Source organism: Pseudomonas putida (genome assembly GCF_001636055.1).
Classification (GTDB): Bacteria; Pseudomonadota; Gammaproteobacteria; order Pseudomonadales; family Pseudomonadaceae; genus Aquipseudomonas; species Aquipseudomonas machongensis.
The window spans coordinates 291511-308022 of record NZ_CP011789.1 but is presented as its reverse complement, the minus strand read 5'-3'; the positions used below and the strand labels follow the sequence as shown (position 1 = coordinate 308022).

At 62.2% G+C, this 16512-nt stretch carries 12 protein-coding genes; 10 read left to right on the top strand and 2 right to left on the bottom strand.

Annotated elements, in window-relative coordinates; genetic code table 11:
* Window positions 1-67: 67 nt before the first annotated feature.
* Window positions 68-1444, bottom strand: a complete 1377-nt coding sequence (locus tag AB688_RS01355) for a glutamine synthetase family protein (protein WP_054894988.1) — start codon at window positions 1442-1444, stop codon at window positions 68-70.
* A 668-nt stretch (window positions 1445-2112) separates the two neighbouring features.
* Here AB688_RS01355 and AB688_RS01350 point away from each other — a divergent pair.
* From AB688_RS01350 to AB688_RS01320, 7 genes are all read left to right on the top strand, one after another.
* Window positions 2113-3471, top strand: coding sequence for a glutamine synthetase family protein (locus AB688_RS01350; RefSeq protein WP_054894987.1), 1359 nt, complete (start codon window positions 2113-2115; stop codon window positions 3469-3471).
* A 48-nt stretch (window positions 3472-3519) separates the two neighbouring features.
* Entirely contained in the window at window positions 3520-4881 is a 1362-nt protein-coding gene (locus AB688_RS01345) for an aspartate aminotransferase family protein (RefSeq protein ID WP_063541742.1), read from the top strand.
* A 169-nt stretch (window positions 4882-5050) separates the two neighbouring features.
* The gene (locus AB688_RS01340; RefSeq protein WP_063541740.1) at window positions 5051-6148 is read left to right on the top strand and encodes a polyamine ABC transporter substrate-binding protein; all 1098 of its coding nucleotides are present in this window, start codon (window positions 5051-5053) and stop codon (window positions 6146-6148) included.
* Between the two features lie 162 nt (window positions 6149-6310).
* Window positions 6311-7405 carry a polyamine ABC transporter substrate-binding protein gene (locus AB688_RS01335; RefSeq protein ID WP_063541738.1) on the top strand — a complete coding sequence of 365 codons (1095 nt, stop codon included), beginning with the start codon at window positions 6311-6313 and terminating at the stop codon, window positions 7403-7405.
* Window positions 7406-7474: 69 nt separating this feature from the next.
* Complete coding sequence (locus tag AB688_RS01330; protein ID WP_054894983.1) at window positions 7475-8617, top strand: ABC transporter ATP-binding protein; 1143 nt, start codon at window positions 7475-7477, stop codon at window positions 8615-8617.
* 35 nt (window positions 8618-8652) lie between these two features.
* Window positions 8653-9534: an ABC transporter permease subunit gene (locus tag AB688_RS01325; protein ID WP_172964842.1), complete on the top strand. Its 882-nt coding sequence runs from the start codon at window positions 8653-8655 to the stop codon at window positions 9532-9534.
* Window positions 9531-10424, top strand: coding sequence for an ABC transporter permease subunit (locus AB688_RS01320; protein ID WP_054894981.1), 894 nt, complete (start codon window positions 9531-9533; stop codon window positions 10422-10424). Before AB688_RS01325 ends, AB688_RS01320 begins: the two co-directional genes overlap by 4 nt.
* A gap of 79 nt (window positions 10425-10503) precedes the next feature.
* On the opposite strand, the gene AB688_RS01315 is transcribed toward AB688_RS01320, so the two are convergent.
* On the bottom strand, window positions 10504-10959 hold the full coding sequence (locus AB688_RS01315) for an REP-associated tyrosine transposase (protein WP_063541736.1): 456 nt from the start codon (window positions 10957-10959) through the stop codon (window positions 10504-10506).
* A 251-nt stretch (window positions 10960-11210) separates the two neighbouring features.
* Here AB688_RS01315 and AB688_RS01310 point away from each other — a divergent pair, with 251 nt between their 5' ends.
* Genes AB688_RS01310 through AB688_RS01300 form a run of 3 tightly spaced genes read left to right on the top strand, consistent with a single transcriptional unit; the run spans window position 11211 to window position 16410 of the window.
* On the top strand, window positions 11211-12299 hold the full coding sequence (locus AB688_RS01310; protein WP_054891095.1) for an efflux RND transporter periplasmic adaptor subunit: 1089 nt from the start codon (window positions 11211-11213) through the stop codon (window positions 12297-12299).
* Complete coding sequence (locus AB688_RS01305; RefSeq protein WP_063541734.1) at window positions 12296-13363, top strand: efflux RND transporter periplasmic adaptor subunit; 1068 nt, start codon at window positions 12296-12298, stop codon at window positions 13361-13363. The genes AB688_RS01310 and AB688_RS01305 overlap by 4 nt, the downstream gene beginning before the upstream one ends.
* Window positions 13360-16410 (top strand): efflux RND transporter permease subunit, encoded by a 3051-nt coding sequence (locus AB688_RS01300; RefSeq protein WP_063541732.1) that lies wholly within the window; start codon window positions 13360-13362, stop codon window positions 16408-16410. Before AB688_RS01305 ends, AB688_RS01300 begins: the two co-directional genes overlap by 4 nt.
* The last annotated feature ends 102 nt before the right edge of the window (window positions 16411-16512 follow it).

Below are 16512 nucleotides of genomic sequence, written 5' to 3'. Positions count from 1 at the left end.
GTTTACCCGCGAAGCAGACACCGCGAACCTCAATGAAAAACGCCGCCCTTGAGGGCGGCGTTTTCGTTTACACGGTATGCAGATACCAGTTGTACTCGAGGTCGGAGATCGAGTGTTCGAACTCCTCCAGCTCGCTCTCCTTGCACGCGACGAAAATGTCGATGTACTTCGGATCGATGTACTTGTTCAAGATCTCGCTGTCGTCCAGCTCGCGCAGGGCATCGCGCAGGTTGTTCGGCAGGCTCTGTTCCAGCTGCTCGTAGGAATTGCCTTCGATCGGCTCACCCGGCTCGATCTTGTTGGTCAGGCCGTGGTGCACACCAGCCAGGACCGCCGCCATCATCAGGTACGGGTTGGCGTCGGCACCGGCCACGCGGTGCTCGATGCGCACGGCGTCCGGCGAGCCGGTTGGCACGCGCAGGGCCACGGTGCGGTTGTCCAGGCCCCAGCTCGGCGCGTTCGGTACGTAGAACTGCGCGCCGAAACGGCGGTACGAGTTGACGTTCGGGCAGAGGAACGCCATCGATGCGGGCAGGGTCTCGAGCACACCGCCGACAGCGTGACGAAGCGCGGCGTTCTGCTCGGGATCCTCGCTGGTGAAGATGTTGTTGCCATCTTTGTCCAGCACGGAGATGTGTACATGCAGGCCATTGCCAGCCTGGCCCGGGTAGGGCTTGGCCATGAAGGTGGTGTCCATTTCATGGTCGTAGGCGATGTTCTTGATCAGGCGCTTGAGCAGCACTGCGTAGTCACAGGCTTTCAGCGGATCAGGCACGTGGTGCAGGTTGACCTCGAACTGCGCCGGGGCGCTTTCCTTGACGATCGCGTCGGCCGGGATGCCCTGCTCCTTCGCGCCTTCGAGGATGTCCTGCAGGCAGTCGGCATACTCGTCCAGGTCGTCGATCAGGTAGACCTGGGTCGACTGTGGACGCTTGCCCGAGATCGGCGAGCGCGGCGGCTGCGGACGGCCGTTCACGTTCTCCTGGTCGATGAGGTAGAACTCCAGCTCGAATGCGGCGCAAATGGTCAGGCCCATGTCGGTGAACTTGCTCACCACCTGGCGCAACACTTCACGCGGGTCGGCGAAGAACGGCTCGCCTTCGATTTCGTGCATGGTCATCAGCAGCTGCGCGGTCGGGCGCTTCTGCCAAGGTTCGTTGGAGAGGGTGCCAGGGATCGGGTAGCAGATGCGGTCGGCGTCGCCGATGTCCAGGCCAAGGCCCGTGCTTTCGACGGTCGAACCGTTGATATCCAGGGCGAAGAGGGAGGCGGGCAGGTTGATGCCTTTCTCGTAAACCTTGTGAAGGCTCGTGCGTTCGATACGCTTGCCACGAACCACACCATTCATATCTGCAATCAGAAGGTCAACGTAGAGAACCTCAGGATGTTCCTTAAGGAACGCGTTCGCTTCGTTAAGCTGAACGGCACGCGGGGGTACCGACATGATGCAACACCTTTGTTGTTAAAAATATCAATCAAGGGGGGCTTGCAGACCCAGTCAATCGAAAAGACAAACTGATGTCAAGCCAACCTCCTGATGCCCTGAAATGGCACATCAACGGCGGATTTGCTGCATATAAGGGCATGCCATTATCCGCTAAATCTGTAGGAAAGGGCTACGGCGATGGTGGCGTATTTTATTTTTTACGGAGGTGTTGTGAAAAAAAATGAACGAGGCTAAGCTCGGTCGCAACCCATAACAGTAATAATACGAGGGTCACATGGTCCGCCAGTCGCGACCTGAAAGCGCCGCCTGCGCTGTGCAGTCAGGTATTTTCACCGCTTGCCGAAAGGCCCTCGCGCGCCTGGCCCATCCCAGGAGCAGACTGGCCGCAATAATTGACGACCGGCACAGTCAGCCCTCGCCCCGTAGCAGTTTACTGCACGCTTTTCTTCCTTCCTGCCCTTTGCTTTCGAGATCGACACGCGTTTTGCGCGTGGAACGGCTGCCGTCCTGCGCATGGGTTTTTGCTTTGGCAACGTACACCATCCAGAATCAAGGCATGGGCCTTGCCAGGCCCTGCCGCGCCGAATGCGCCGACATTGACCGACGCCAGGCGTCAGTAGCGCCCGCCCCGCTGGGGCTGGGTCAAATGACCTCCTGAGGTATTTATGAGTAACAACCTCGACCAGCTCACCGATTGGTTGAAAGAGCACAAGATCACCGAAGTCGAATGCCTGATCAGCGACCTGACCGGCATCACCCGTGGCAAGATCTCGCCGACCAACAAATTCATCGCCGAAAAGGGCATGCGCCTGCCCGAAAGCGTTTTGTTGCAAACTGTGACTGGCGACTACGTCGACGACGACATCTATTACGACCTGCTCGACCCGGCCGACATCGACATGATCTGCCGCCCCGACCAGGACGCGGTGTTCCTGGTGCCTTGGGCCATCGAGCCGACCGCCCAGGTGATCCACGACACCTATGACAAGAAGGGCAACCCGGTCGAGCTGTCGCCGCGCAACGTCCTCAAGAAGGTGCTCAAGCTCTATGCCGACAAGGGCTGGCAGCCGATCGTCGCGCCAGAAATGGAGTTCTACCTGACCAAGCGCAGCGAAGACCCGGACTTCCCGCTGCAACCACCGGTGGGTCGCTCCGGTCGTCCAGAAACCGGACGCCAGTCGTTTTCCATCGAGGCTGCCAACGAATTCGACCCGCTGTTCGAAGACGTCTATGACTGGTGCGAACTGCAGCAGCTGGACCTCGACACCTTGATCCACGAAGACGGCACGGCGCAGATGGAGATCAACTTCCGTCACGGCGACGCGCTGCACTTGGCCGACCAGATCCTGGTGTTCAAACGCACCATGCGCGAGGCCGCGCTCAAGCACAACGTGGCCGCGACCTTCATGGCCAAGCCCATGACCGGCGAGCCCGGCAGCGCCATGCACCTGCACCAGAGCGTGATCGACATCGCCACCGGCAAGAACATCTTCTCCAATGAAGACGGCAGCATGAGCACGCTGTTCCTGCATCACATCGGCGGCCTGCAGAAACTCATTCCCGAGGCGTTGCCGTTGTTCGCACCGAACGTCAACTCGTTCCGTCGCTTCCTGCCGGACACCTCGGCACCCGTGAACGTGGAGTGGGGCGAAGAGAACCGTACCGTCGGCCTGCGCGTACCGGATGCCGGCCCGCAGAACCGCCGCGTGGAAAACCGCCTGCCGGGCGCCGACGCCAACCCCTACCTGGCCATCGCCGCGAGCCTGCTGTGTGGCTTCATCGGCATGGTCGAGGGCATCGAGGCCAGCGCGCCAGTCCAGGGCCGTGGCTATGAGCGGCGCAACCTGCGCCTGCCGCTGACCATCGAGGACGCCCTGGAGCGTATGGAGAACAGCCGGTCGCTGGTGCAGTACCTGGGCAAGAAGTTCATTACCGGCTACGTCGCCACCAAGCGCGCAGAGCATGAAAACTTCAAGCGCGTCATCAGTTCCTGGGAGCGTGAGTTCCTGCTGTTTGCCGTGTGATCAACCCTGGGGCCGCCGCAACGTGGCCATCGGATAGTGGAGAAGCAGATGAGCGTCAACAACCCGCAAACCCGTGAATGGCAAAACCTGAGCGGCGAGCACCACCTGGCACCCTTCAGCGACTATAAGCAACTGAAGGCGAAGGGGCCGCGCATCATCACCAAGGCCCAGGGTGTGCATTTGTGGGACAGCGAGGGGCACGAGATCCTCGATGGCATGGCCGGCCTGTGGTGCGTGGCGGTCGGCTATGGTCGCGAAGAACTGGTCCAGGCGGCAGAGAAGCAGATGCGCGAGCTGCCTTACTACAACCTGTTCTTCCAGACCGCGCATCCGCCGGCACTGGAACTGGCCAAGGCCATTACCGACGTGGCACCCGAAGGCATGAGCCATGTGTTCTTCACCGGCTCCGGCTCCGAGGGCAACGACACCGTGCTGCGCATGGTTCGCCACTACTGGGCGCTCAAGGGCAAGCCGAACAAGCAGACGCTCATCGGCCGGGTCAATGGCTACCACGGCTCCACCGTCGCTGGCGCCAGCCTTGGCGGTATGAGCGGCATGCACGAGCAGGGCGGCTTGCCGATCCCGGGTATCGTGCACATCCCGCAGCCGTACTGGTTCGGCGAGGGCGGCGACATGACCCCGGATGAGTTCGGGGTGTGGGCTGCCGAGCAGTTGGAGAAGAAAATTCTGGAGGTCGGCGAAGACAACGTCGCTGCGTTCATCGCCGAGCCGATCCAGGGCGCCGGCGGGGTGATCATTCCACCCGAGACTTACTGGCCGAAGATCAAGGAGATCCTCGCCCGCTACGACATCCTGTTCGTCGCCGACGAAGTGATCTGCGGCTTTGGCCGTACCGGCGAGTGGTTCGGCTCCGATTATTACGACCTCAAGCCTGACCTGATGACCATCGCCAAGGGCCTGACCTCCGGTTACATCCCCATGGGCGGTGTGATCGTGCGTGACAAGGTGGCCAAGGTGCTCAGCGAAGGTGGCGATTTCAACCACGGCTTCACCTACTCCGGCCACCCGGTGGCAGCGGCGGTGGGGTTGGAAAACCTGCGCATCCTGCGTGACGAGAAGATCGTCGAGCGCGCACGCACGGAAGTGGCACCGTACTTGCAAAAACGTCTTCGCGAACTGCAAGACCACCCGCTGGTGGGCGAGGTACGCGGCCTGGGCCTGCTCGGCGCAATCGAGCTGGTCAAGGACAAGGCGACCCGCAGCCGTTACGAAGGCAAGGGCGTGGGCATGGTTTGCCGCAACTTCTGTTTCGACAACGGCCTGATCATGCGCGCAGTGGGCGACACCATGATCATCGCGCCGCCGCTGGTAATAAGCCGCGAAGAAGTGGACGAACTGGTGGAAAAGGCGCGCAAGTGCCTGGATCTGACCCTGGAAGCGATTCGATAGGCGTTTGCTAGGCTAGCGATGTGACATTAAGTCGTTACAAGGCCCTGCTTTCCTTGAAACAGCGCCTTGTAACTTGCCAGACTAGCGGTTGTTTCAGTCGTCCAGCGCTTGCACCACGGGACCTGGCAGCTGAACAGATGGCTACTAAAAAAATTCTGGAGCATAACGCATGAAGAAAATGGGCAAGACGTTGCTGGCCGCCGCCCTGATGGGTGCCATGGCCACTGCTGTTCACGCTGAAGACAAGGTGCTGAACGTCTACAACTGGTCGGACTACATCGCTCCGGACACCATCGCCAAGTTCGAGAAGCAGACCGGCATCAAGGTCAAGTACGACGTCTTCGACAGCAACGAAACCCTGGAAGCCAAGCTGCTGGCAGGCAAGTCGGGCTACGACATCGTCGTGCCGTCCAACAACTTCCTGGCCAAGCAGATCAAGGCCGGCGTTTACGAGGAGCTCGACCGCTCCAAGCTGCCGAACTGGAAGAACCTCGACGAAGACCTGCTCAAGGCCGTTGGCGACGCCAGCGACAAAGGCAACAAGTACGCCTTCCCGTACATGTGGGGCTCCATCGGCATCGGCTACAACCCGGCCAAGGTCAAGGCCGCGCTGGGCGTGGACAAGATCGATTCGTGGGACGCCGTGTTCAAGCCGGAGAACATCGCCAAGCTCAAGAGCTGCGGCGTGAGCTTCCTCGATGCGCCGACCGAAATGCTTCCGGCCGCGCTGCATTACCTGGGCAAGCCGACCGACAGCACCACCAAGGAAGACCTGAAGGCGGCCGAGGACCTGTTCCTGAAGATCCGTCCTTCGATCACCTACTTCCACTCCTCCAAGTACATCGGCGACCTGGCCAACGGCAACATCTGCGTGGCCGTCGGCTACTCGGGCGACCTGGAGCAGTCCAAGGCCCGCGCCCACGAAGCCGGCGACAAGGTCAAGCTGGACTACATCATTCCGAAAGAAGGCGCTGGTACCTTCTACGACATGGTCGCCATCCCGAAAGATGCCGAGCATAAAGATGCCGCCTACCAGTTCATGAACTTCCTGCTGCAACCGGAAGTCATGGCCGAGATCACCAACGCCGTGCGCTTCCCGAACGGCAACAAGGCCGCGACCCAGTTCGTCGACAAGGACATCACCAGCGACCCGAGCATCTATCCGCCGGCTGATGTGAAGAAACAGCTGTACGCGATCGCTGCTCCTGAAGCGGCCGCCCAGCGTTTGATCACCCGTAGCTGGACCAAGATCAAGTCGGGCAAGTAGGCCCGATGCGGGGCTCTCTGGGTCGGGGTTTTCCGGCCCAGGGGGCATAAACCTCGATTGTCGATTGCGACATCCCAGCCACGCAGGTAAGTTGCGCGCCGGTTTTGCGTGTACGGCTGCTCCCAGCCGCCACCGAAGGCTCTGATTGTGAGGACCAACCACTTGTCTATTTCTGTATTGCGCAAGGCCATGATGGCTGGAGCAGGTCTGACGCTGGCCTGCAGCGTTCAAGCGGCGCCCACGGTGCACTTCTACAACTGGTCCGATTATGTCGGCCCGACCACGCTCGCGGATTTCGAGAAAGAGACGGGCATCAAGCCCGTGCAGGATGTCTTCGACTCCAACGAAACCCTGGAAGGCAAGCTGCTGGCCGGTAACACCGGCTATGACGTAGTGGTGCCGTCCAACCATTTCCTCGGCAAGCAGATCAAGGCGGGCGCGTTCCAGAAGCTCGACAAGCATCTGCTGCCCAATTATTCCAACCTGGACCCGGCGCTGATGAAGCGCCTGGAAAAGAACGATCCGGGCAACCAGTACGCCGTGCCTTACCTGTGGGGCACCAACGGCATCGGCTACAACGTCGACAAGGTCAAGGCCACGCTGGGCGTGGACAAGATCGACTCCTGGGCGGTGCTGTTCGAACCCGAGAACATGAAGAAGCTCTCCAAGTGCGGTGTGGCCTTCCTCGACTCGGCGGACGAGATGCTCCCGGCGGTGCTCAACTACATGGGGCTCAACCCCAACAGCACCGATCCAAAGGATTACGCCAAGGCCGAGAAGAAGCTGCTGGCGGTACGCCCGTACGTGACCTACTTCCACTCGTCCAAGTACATCACCGACCTGGCCAACGGCGACATCTGCGTCGCGGCAGGCTTCTCCGGCGATGTATTCCAGGCCAAGGCCCGTGCTGAAGAAGCCAAGAAGGGCGTGAACCTGGCCTACGCCATTCCCAAGGAAGGCGGCAACCTCTGGTTCGACGTGCTGGCGATTCCCAAGGACGCCAAGAACGTGAAAGAGGCCCACGCCTTCATCAACTATTTGCTGAAACCTGAGGTTATCGCCCAGGTCAGTGATTACGTCGGTTATGCCAACCCCAACCCCAAGGCTGGCGACCTGATGGACCAGGCTGTGAGAACTGACGCTGCGGTTTACCCACCGCAGGAAGTGCTGGACAAGATGTTCGTCAACGCGGAGTTGCCCCCCAAGGTGCAACGTCTGATGACCCGCAGCTGGACCAAGGTCAAGTCGGGCAAGTAAAAATCCAGACCCGACGCGGCCCTGCACACAGGCCGTTCGGGCACAAAAATCTTGTTGGGAGTTTCACTCATGGCAGTTGCCTCCGGTGCCTATAAGAAAGCCCTCGAGGGTGACCAGCAGCCCAAGCAGGTGCTGGTCAAGATCGACCGGGTCACGAAGAAGTTCGACGAAACCATCGCCGTGGACGATGTGTCCCTGGAAATCCGCAAAGGCGAGATCTTCGCCCTGCTGGGCGGCTCCGGTTCCGGCAAATCCACCTTGCTGCGGATGCTTGCAGGCTTCGAGCGCCCGACCGAAGGTCGGATCTTCCTCGACGGTGTCGACATCACCGACATGCCGCCCTACGAGCGGCCGATCAACATGATGTTCCAGTCCTATGCGCTGTTCCCGCACATGACCGTGGCGCAGAACATCGCCTTCGGCCTGCAGCAGGACAAGATGCCCAAGGCCGACATCGAAGCCCGCGTGGCCGAGATGCTCAAGCTGGTGCACATGACCCAGTACGCCAAGCGCAAGCCGCACCAGCTCTCCGGCGGCCAGCGTCAGCGCGTGGCCCTGGCCCGCTCGCTGGCCAAGCGTCCGAAACTGCTGCTGCTCGACGAGCCGATGGGCGCGCTGGACAAGAAGCTGCGTTCGCAGATGCAGCTGGAGCTGGTCGAGATCATCGAGCGGGTCGGTGTGACCTGCGTGATGGTGACCCACGACCAGGAAGAGGCCATGACCATGGCCCAGCGCATCGCCATCATGCACCTGGGCTGGATCGCCCAGATCGGCTCGCCTGTGGATATCTACGAGACGCCAACCAGTCGCCTGGTGTGCGAGTTCATCGGCAACGTCAACCTGTTCGAAGGTGAAGTGATCGACGACGCCGAAGGCCACGCGCTGATCGCCTCGCCGGAGCTCGAGCGCAAGATCTACGTCGGCCACGGTGTCACCACCTCGGTCGAAGACAAGCACATCACTTATGCGCTGCGCCCAGAGAAGCTGCTGGTGACGACGACGCAGCCCGATTTCGAGCATAACTGGTCGCGCGGCAAGGTCCACGACATCGCCTACCTGGGCGGTCACTCGGTGTTCTACGTCGAGCTGCCGAGCGGCAAGATCGTCCAGTCGTTCGTCGCCAACGCCGAACGCCAGGGCGCCCGCCCGACCTGGGGCGATGAAGTCTACGTGTGGTGGGAAGACGACAGCGGCGTGGTACTGCGCTCATGAAACCGCGAAAGCTCAAACGAGCCCTCCAGCGCATCATCCCCGAGGGACGCCATCTGGTGATCGGCGTGCCGTTCATCTGGCTGTTCCTGTTCTTCATGCTGCCGTTCTTCATCGTGCTGAAGATCAGCTTCGCCGAAGCCGACGTGGCGATCCCGCCGTACACGGAGATCTACACCTACGTCGAGGACAAGATCCAGCTGGTGCTGAACCTGGCCAACTATGGCCTGCTCACCGAGGATGACCTGTACATCTCGGCCTACCTTGGCTCGCTCAAGGTCGCCTTCTTCAGCACTTTGCTGTGCCTGCTGATCGGCTATCCGATGGCCTACGCCATCTCCAAGGCCGAGAAGGAGATGCAGACGGTCTTGCTGCTGCTGATCATGATGCCGACCTGGACCGCGATCCTGATCCGCGTCTATGCCTGGATGGGCATCCTCAGCAACAACGGGTTGCTCAACAGCTTCCTGCTGTGGACCGGGCTGATCGATCAGCCGCTGCAGATCCTCAACACCAACCTGGCAGTGTATATCGGCGTGGTCTATTCGTACCTGCCATTCATGATCCTGCCGCTGTACGCGAACCTGGTGAAGCATGACCAGAGCCTGCTGGAAGCTGCGAGCGACCTGGGCTCGAGCACCTTCAACAGCTTCTGGAAGATCACCGTGCCGCTGTCGAAGAACGGCATCATCGCCGGTTGCATGCTGGTGTTCATCCCGGTGGTGGGCGAGTTCGTGATCCCTGAACTGCTCGGCGGTCCGGAAACCCTGATGATCGGTAAAGTGCTGTGGCAGGAATTCTTCAACAACCGTGACTGGCCGGTGGCATCCGCGCTGGCAGTGGTGATGCTGGCGATCCTGATCGTGCCGATCCTGCTGTTCAACCGCAGCCAGGCCAAAGAGATGGAGGGTCGGGCATGAAGCGCTTCAGTTTCTCCAAGCTGATGCTGGTGCTCGGCTTGCTGTTCATCTACCTGCCGATGCTGATCCTGGTGATCTACTCGTTCAACGCCTCGAAGCTGGTGACGGTGTGGGGCGGCTGGTCGGTGAAGTGGTACGTCGGTCTGCTCGACAACACCCAGTTGATGGGTTCGGTGATGCGCTCGCTGGAGATCGCCTGCTACACGGCGGTGGCTGCGGTGGCGCTGGGCACCCTGGCGGCCTTCGTGCTGACCCGGGTCACTCGCTTCAAGGGCCGCACGCTGTTCGGTGGCCTGGTCACCGCGCCGCTGGTCATGCCCGAGGTGATCACCGGTCTGTCCCTGTTGCTGCTGTTCGTGGCCATGGCGCAGATGATTGGCTGGCCGCAGGAGCGTGGCGTCGTCACCATCTGGATCGCCCACACCACCTTCTGTGCCGCGTATGTGGCGGTGGTGGTGTCGGCTCGCCTGCGTGAGCTGGACCTGTCGATCGAGGAAGCGGCGATGGACCTGGGTGCCAAGCCGTGGAAGGTGTTCTTCCTGATCACCATCCCGATGATCGCGCCTTCTCTGGCAGCAGGCGGCATGATGTCGTTCGCCCTGTCGCTGGATGACCTGGTGCTGGCCAGCTTCGTGTCCGGCCCGGGCTCGACCACCTTGCCGATGGAAGTGTTCTCGGCCGTGCGTCTGGGTGTGAAGCCCGAGATCAACGCCGTGGCCAGCCTGATCCTGCTGTCGGTGTCGTTGGTGACCTTCCTGGTCTGGTACTTCAGCCGTCGCGCCGAAGAACGCCGCCGCCGGGCGATCCAGCAAGCCATCGAGGAAGGTGCTGCAGCGAACGTCGGCCAACCGCAGGTACGGCGTCCGGCACAGGTTGCTGCGTCGGCCTGACCGGCCCTTTCGCGGGCAAGCCCGCTCCTACAGGTCCAGTTGTAGGAGCGGGATTGCCCGCGAAGGCTTCACCACCGACTCAAAGCCAGACCGCATCCCAATGCGGATATTCACGCACACTGCTGACCAGCCCTGCTCTCAGCGGACTAGCGATGATGTATCTGGCTGCCTGCAGTACATCCTCCTCCTTGCGCAAAGCCGCGTCGTGATACCCCGGCTGCCAGATCGGCACATGCCGCACTCCGGCCTTGCGCAGGGTGATGGCGCTGCGCGACTTGAACCTGCGCATCAAACTCCCAAGCGTCACCCCCTTCAACTCGATCAACCAGTGCAGATGGTCCGGCATCAGCACCCAGGCCAGCGTGCGGCTGGCGTTTTCCTGATCTGACTGGCGTAGCTGTTTCACCACCAGCCGGGCGCTGCGCAGGTCGTGGAACAGTGGTTGTCGTTCGTGTGTGACGGCAGTCAGCAGGAAGCACCTACCAGGCTCTGAGCAGCGGCCGCGGCGCAGGCGGTGGGAATGGGCCAGGGGCATCGAATTTCCTCCATGAAATTGACCTTTGGAGGTTAGCGGTGCTGTTCCGACCTTGGCGCCAGTCATGGTTTCCGGATTTTGCAGTGGCCTTTTCGCCGCTTCCACAGGCCCACCCCCCTGTAGGAGCGGGTTTACCCGCGAAGGCTTCCCCGCCGATCCAAAGCCGAACCCCACCAGTGCCGTTTATTGAACCCTGGACTACGCTGACAGTCGCATCCCACGAATCATTTGCGCGCAAGCAAGGAGCCTGCATGACGTTTACGCGTGCGCTGTTGGTCGTTTGCCTGGGGTTGTTGTCAGTGCTGTCAGGCTGCAAGGAACAGGCGTCCAGCCCTGAACTGCCACGCGTCGGCGTGGCACGGGTCGAACCTACCGATTTCGCCGCCAACGTCACCCTCACCGGTGATGTGCAGGCGCGCGTACAGACCGACCTTTCGTTTCGCGTGGGCGGCAAGATCATCGCCCGTAGCGTCGACGTGGGCGACCACGTCAAGGCCAACCAGGTGCTGGCGCGCCTGGACCCGAAAGACCTGCAGAACAATGTTGACTCAGCCAAGGCCGAGGTATTCGCCGAGCAGGCGAGGGTCACCCAGACCCGCGCCGCCTTCGTGCGTCAGCAGAAACTGTTGCCCAAGGGCTACACCAGCCAGAGTGAATACGACTCGGCTGAAGCTGCCCTGCGCAGCAGCCAGAGCGCGCTCAAGGCGGCCCAGGCACAACTGGCCAATGCCCGCGAGCAATTGAGCTACACCGACCTGGTGTCCGAGGCGGATGGGGTGATCACCGCGCGCCAGGCCGAGGTTGGCCAGGTAGTGCAGGCGACCATGCCGATCTTCAGCCTGGCCACCGACGGCGATCGTGATGCCGTCTTCAACGTCTATGAGTCGCTGCTGGTGTCGCCACCCAGCGACGAAGGCGTGATCGTCCGGCTTGTGGATAACCCCAAGGTGCAGGCCGAAGGACGGGTGCGCGAGATCACCCCGACGGTGTCTGCCGAGAGCGGTACGGTGCAGGTCAAGGTGGCGCTGCGTAACGTGCCGGCTGCCATGCAGTTGGGCTCGCCGGTAACCGCCACGGCTCACGCCCAGGGGCGCCCAAGCATCGAATTGCCCTGGTCGGCGCTGACCAAGGCGCTGCATGAGCCGGCGGTGTGGGTGGTGGGCGAGGGCGACAAGGTCGAACTGCGCAAGGTCCAGGTGGCGCGTTATCTCACCGGACGCATCGTCATCAGCGACGGCGTGAAAAGCGGCGAAACCGTGGTGGTCAGTGGCGGCCAGTTGCTGCATCCGGGTATGCAGGTGCAGAAAGTCGACGCCAAGAGCCCCGGAGGTGAGCCATGAAACCCTTGCTGGTGTTGCTTGCCGCAGCCACCCTGCTGCCCGGTTGCAAGGGCGATGAGCCGGCGCCCGAGCCCGTACGGCCGGTGCTATCGACCCTGGTCGAGCCGCAGATGCAGTCGCAGCTCGGTCGTTTTGCGGGCACCATCCAGGCACGCTATGAAAGCACCCTGGGCTTCCGAGTGTCCGGGCGCATTGCGCGGCGCTGGGTGGACGTGGGCGCGCAGGTAAAACCGGGCGACACCCTGGCCACCCTCGATCCCACCGATCAACAGAACCAGCTGCGCGCCGCCGAAGGCGACCTGGCGCGAGTCCAGGCGCAATGGATCAACGCCCAGGCCAATGCCCGCCGCCAGCAGCAGTTGTATGACCGCGGCGTCGGCGCCCAGGCCCAGCTGGACATCGCCCAGACCGACCTGAAGACCACCGGCGCCTCGCTCGAGCAGGCCCGTTCGGCGGTCAGCCAGGCACGCGACCAGCTCGGCTACAGCACGCTCAAGGCCGACCATGGCGCCGTGGTCACGGCCTGGCGCGCCGAAGCCGGGCAGACGGTCAGTGCCGGCCAGGAAGTGGTCACGCTGGCGCGCCCGGACGTCAAGGAGGCGGTGATTGACCTGCCGATCCCAGTCGCCGAGCAGTTGACCCCGTCGCTGGTGTTCACCGTGGCATCGCAACTGGAGCCGGCCATCAGCACCACCGCCACGCTGCGCGAGCTTGAGCCGCAGGCCGATGCCACTACCCGCACCCGACGTGCGCGGCTAAGCCTGGCCAGTACGCCGCAGGCGTTCCACCTCGGCACCGCTATCAGCGTCACGCTCAGCTCGGCGATCGCGCCGCGCACCGAGCTGCCGGCCACCGCCCTGCTGGAGCGAGACGGCAAGACCCAGGTCTGGGTGGTCGATCCGCAGCACAAGACCGTGTCCACCCGTGAGGTCACACTCGTGGAGCGCAGCGAACGGCGCGTTGTGCTGGGCGCCGGTGTGCAGCCGGGCGAACGGGTGGTGACGGCGGGTGTGAACAGCTTGAAGCCGGGCCAGCAGGTCAAATTCGACGAGGACGCACGATGAAAGGAAGCTTCAACCTGTCGGACTGGGCCCTGAAGCACCAGTCCTTCGTGTGGTACCTGATGTTCGTCGCCTTGCTGATGGGCGTGTTCTCCTACATGAACCTGGGCCGGGAAGAAGACCCGTCCTTCACCATCAAGACCATGGTGATCCAGACCCGCTGGCCCGGTGCGACCCAGGACGAAACCCTTTACCAGGTGACCGACCGGATCGAGAAGAAGCTCGAGGAGCTGGACTCGCTCGACTACGTCAAGAGCTACACCCGGCCCGGCGAGTCGACGGTTTTCGTCTACCTGCGCGATACCACCCAGGCCGAGGATATCCCGCAGATCTGGTACCAGGTGCGCAAGAAGATCCAGGACATCCGCGGTGAATTCCCCCAAGGCCTGCAAGGGCCGGGTTTCAACGACGAGTTCGGTGATGTGTTCGGCTCGATCTACGCCTTCACCACCGATGGCCTGGACCTGCGCCAGTTGCGCGATTACGTCGAGCAGGTGCGCGCCGAAGTGCGCGAGGTGCCGAATATCGGCAAGGTCGAAACCATCGGCGTGCAGGATGAAGTGCTGTACCTGAACTTCTCCACCCGCAAGCTGGCGGCGCTGGGCATCGACCAGCGCCAGGTGATGCAGGCGCTGCAATCGCAGAATGCGGTGACTCCGGCCGGGGTGATCGAAGCCGGACCAGAGCGCATCTCGGTGCGCACCACCGGCCAGTTCGCCTCGGAGAAGGACCTGCAGGTGGTCAACCTGAGAATCAACGACCGCTTCTTCCGCCTGGCCGACATCGCCGATATCGAGCGCGGTTTCCAGGATCCGCCCGCCCCCATGTTCCGCTACAACGGCCAGTCGGCCATCGGCCTGGCGATCGGCATGAAGAAGGGTGGCAACATCCAGGCGTTCGGCAAGGCACTGCGCGACAAGATGGACAGCATCACCGCTGAGCTGCCGGTGGGTGTGGGCGTGCATACCGTGTCGAACCAGGCCGTGGTAGTCGAGGACGCCGTGGGCGGCTTCACCAGTGCGCTGTTCGAGGCGGTGATCATCGTGCTGGTGGTCAGTTTCATCAGCCTGGGCATACGCGCAGGCCTGGTGGTGGCCTGTTCGATCCCGCTGGTGCTGGCGATGGTTTTCGTGTTCATGGAGTACAGCGGCATCACCATGCAGCGCATCTCGCTGGGTGCATTGATCATCGCCCTGGGCCTGCTGGTCGACGATGCAATGATCACCGTAGAGATGATGGTCACGCGCCTGGAGATGGGCGAGAGCAAGAACGACGCGGCGACCTATGCCTATACCTCGACGGCATTCCCGATGCTCACCGGCACCTTGGTCACCGTTGCCGGCTTCGTGCCCATCGGCCTGAACGCCAGCTCTGCGGGCGAATACACCTTCACCCTGTTCGCGGTGATCGCGGTGGCGCTGCTGGTGTCGTGGGTGGTGGCGGTGTTCTTCGCGCCGGTGCTGGGCGTGCATATCCTCAGCAGCAAGGTCAAACCCCATGATGAGGAACCCGGCCGCATCGGCCGCGCCTTCGAAAGCGGCTTGCTGTGGTGCATGCGCAACCGCTGGCTGACCATCGTTGGCACCGTGGTGCTGTTCGCCCTGGCGGTGTTGAGCATGCGGTTCGTGCAGAACCAGTTCTTCCCTTCTTCGGATCGCCCGGAGATCCTGCTGGAACTGAACCTGCCGCAGAACGCGTCGATCCAGGAAACCCGTCGTGCGGTCGATCGCCTGGAGGCCACCCTCAAGGACGATCCGGACATCGACCACTGGAGTACCTATATCGGCCAGGGCGCGGTGCGTTTCTACCTTCCGCTCGACCAGCAGTTGCAGAACCCGTACTACGCGCAACTGGTCATCGTCAGCAAGGGGCTGGAGCAGCGCAACACGTTGATTCCCAAGCTGCAGGAGCGGCTGCGCAATGATTTCGTCGGCATCGGCACCAATGTGCAATCGCTGGAGATGGGCCCTCCAGTGGGGCGTCCGATCCAGTACCGGGTCAGCGGCAAGGATATCGACCAGGTGCGCAAGCACGCCATCGACCTTGCGACCCTGCTCGACCAGAACCCCAACATTGGCGAGATGATGTACGACTGGAACGAGCCCGGCAAAGTCCTGCGGGTCGAGATCGCCCAGGATAAGGCGCGCCAACTGGGCCTGTCGTCCGAAGACGTCGCCAACGTGATGAACAGCATCGTCACCGGTGCACCGGTGACCCAGGTCAACGACCAGATCTACCTGGTGGACGTGGTCGCGCGCGCCAAGGACAGTGAGCGCGGCTCGCCCGATACCCTGCAGAACCTGCAGATCGTCAGCCCCAGCGGCACCTCGATCCCCTTGCTGTCGTTCGCCACGGTGCGCTACGAGCTCGAACAGCCATTGGTTTGGCGGCGTGACCGCAAGCCGACGATCACCATAAAGGCGTCGGTCAACGGCGAGATCCAACCCACCGATCTGGTGGCCCAGCTCAAGCCGAAGATCGAAGAGTTCGCCGCTTCGCTGCCGGCCGGTTACGAAGTAGCCACCGGCGGCACCGTGGAGGAGAGCGGCAAGGCCCAGGGCCCGATCGCTCAGGTGATTCCGCTGATGCTGTTCCTGATGGCGACCTTCCTGATGATCCAGTTGCACAGTGTGCAGAAGCTGTTCCTGGTGGTCAGCGTGGCGCCGCTGGGGCTGATCGGCGTGGTCCTGGCGCTGGTGCCGACGGGAACGCCGATGGGCTTCGTTGCGATCCTCGGGATTCTTGCGCTGATCGGCATCATCATCCGCAACTCGGTGATCCTGGTGACCCAGATCGACGAATTCGAGGCCCAGGGCTACTCACCTTGGGACGCGGTGGTCGAGGCGACCAACCATCGGCGCCGGCCGATCCTGCTCACGGCCGCCGCGGCCAGCCTGGGGATGATCCCCATCGCCCGCGAGGTGTTCTGGGGCCCGATGGCCTACGCCATGATCGGCGGGATCATCAGCGCAACGCTGCTGACCTTGCTGTTCCTGCCGGCGCTCTACGTGGCCTGGTACAAGATCCGAGAGCCGCAGGCGCAGAATTGAAGCCTCGCCCCCCTGTAGGAGCGGGCTTGCCCGCGAATGCAACAGTGGCTGCACCACGGCATTCGCGGGCAAGCCCGCTCCCACAGCCACCTACTGGGCTGT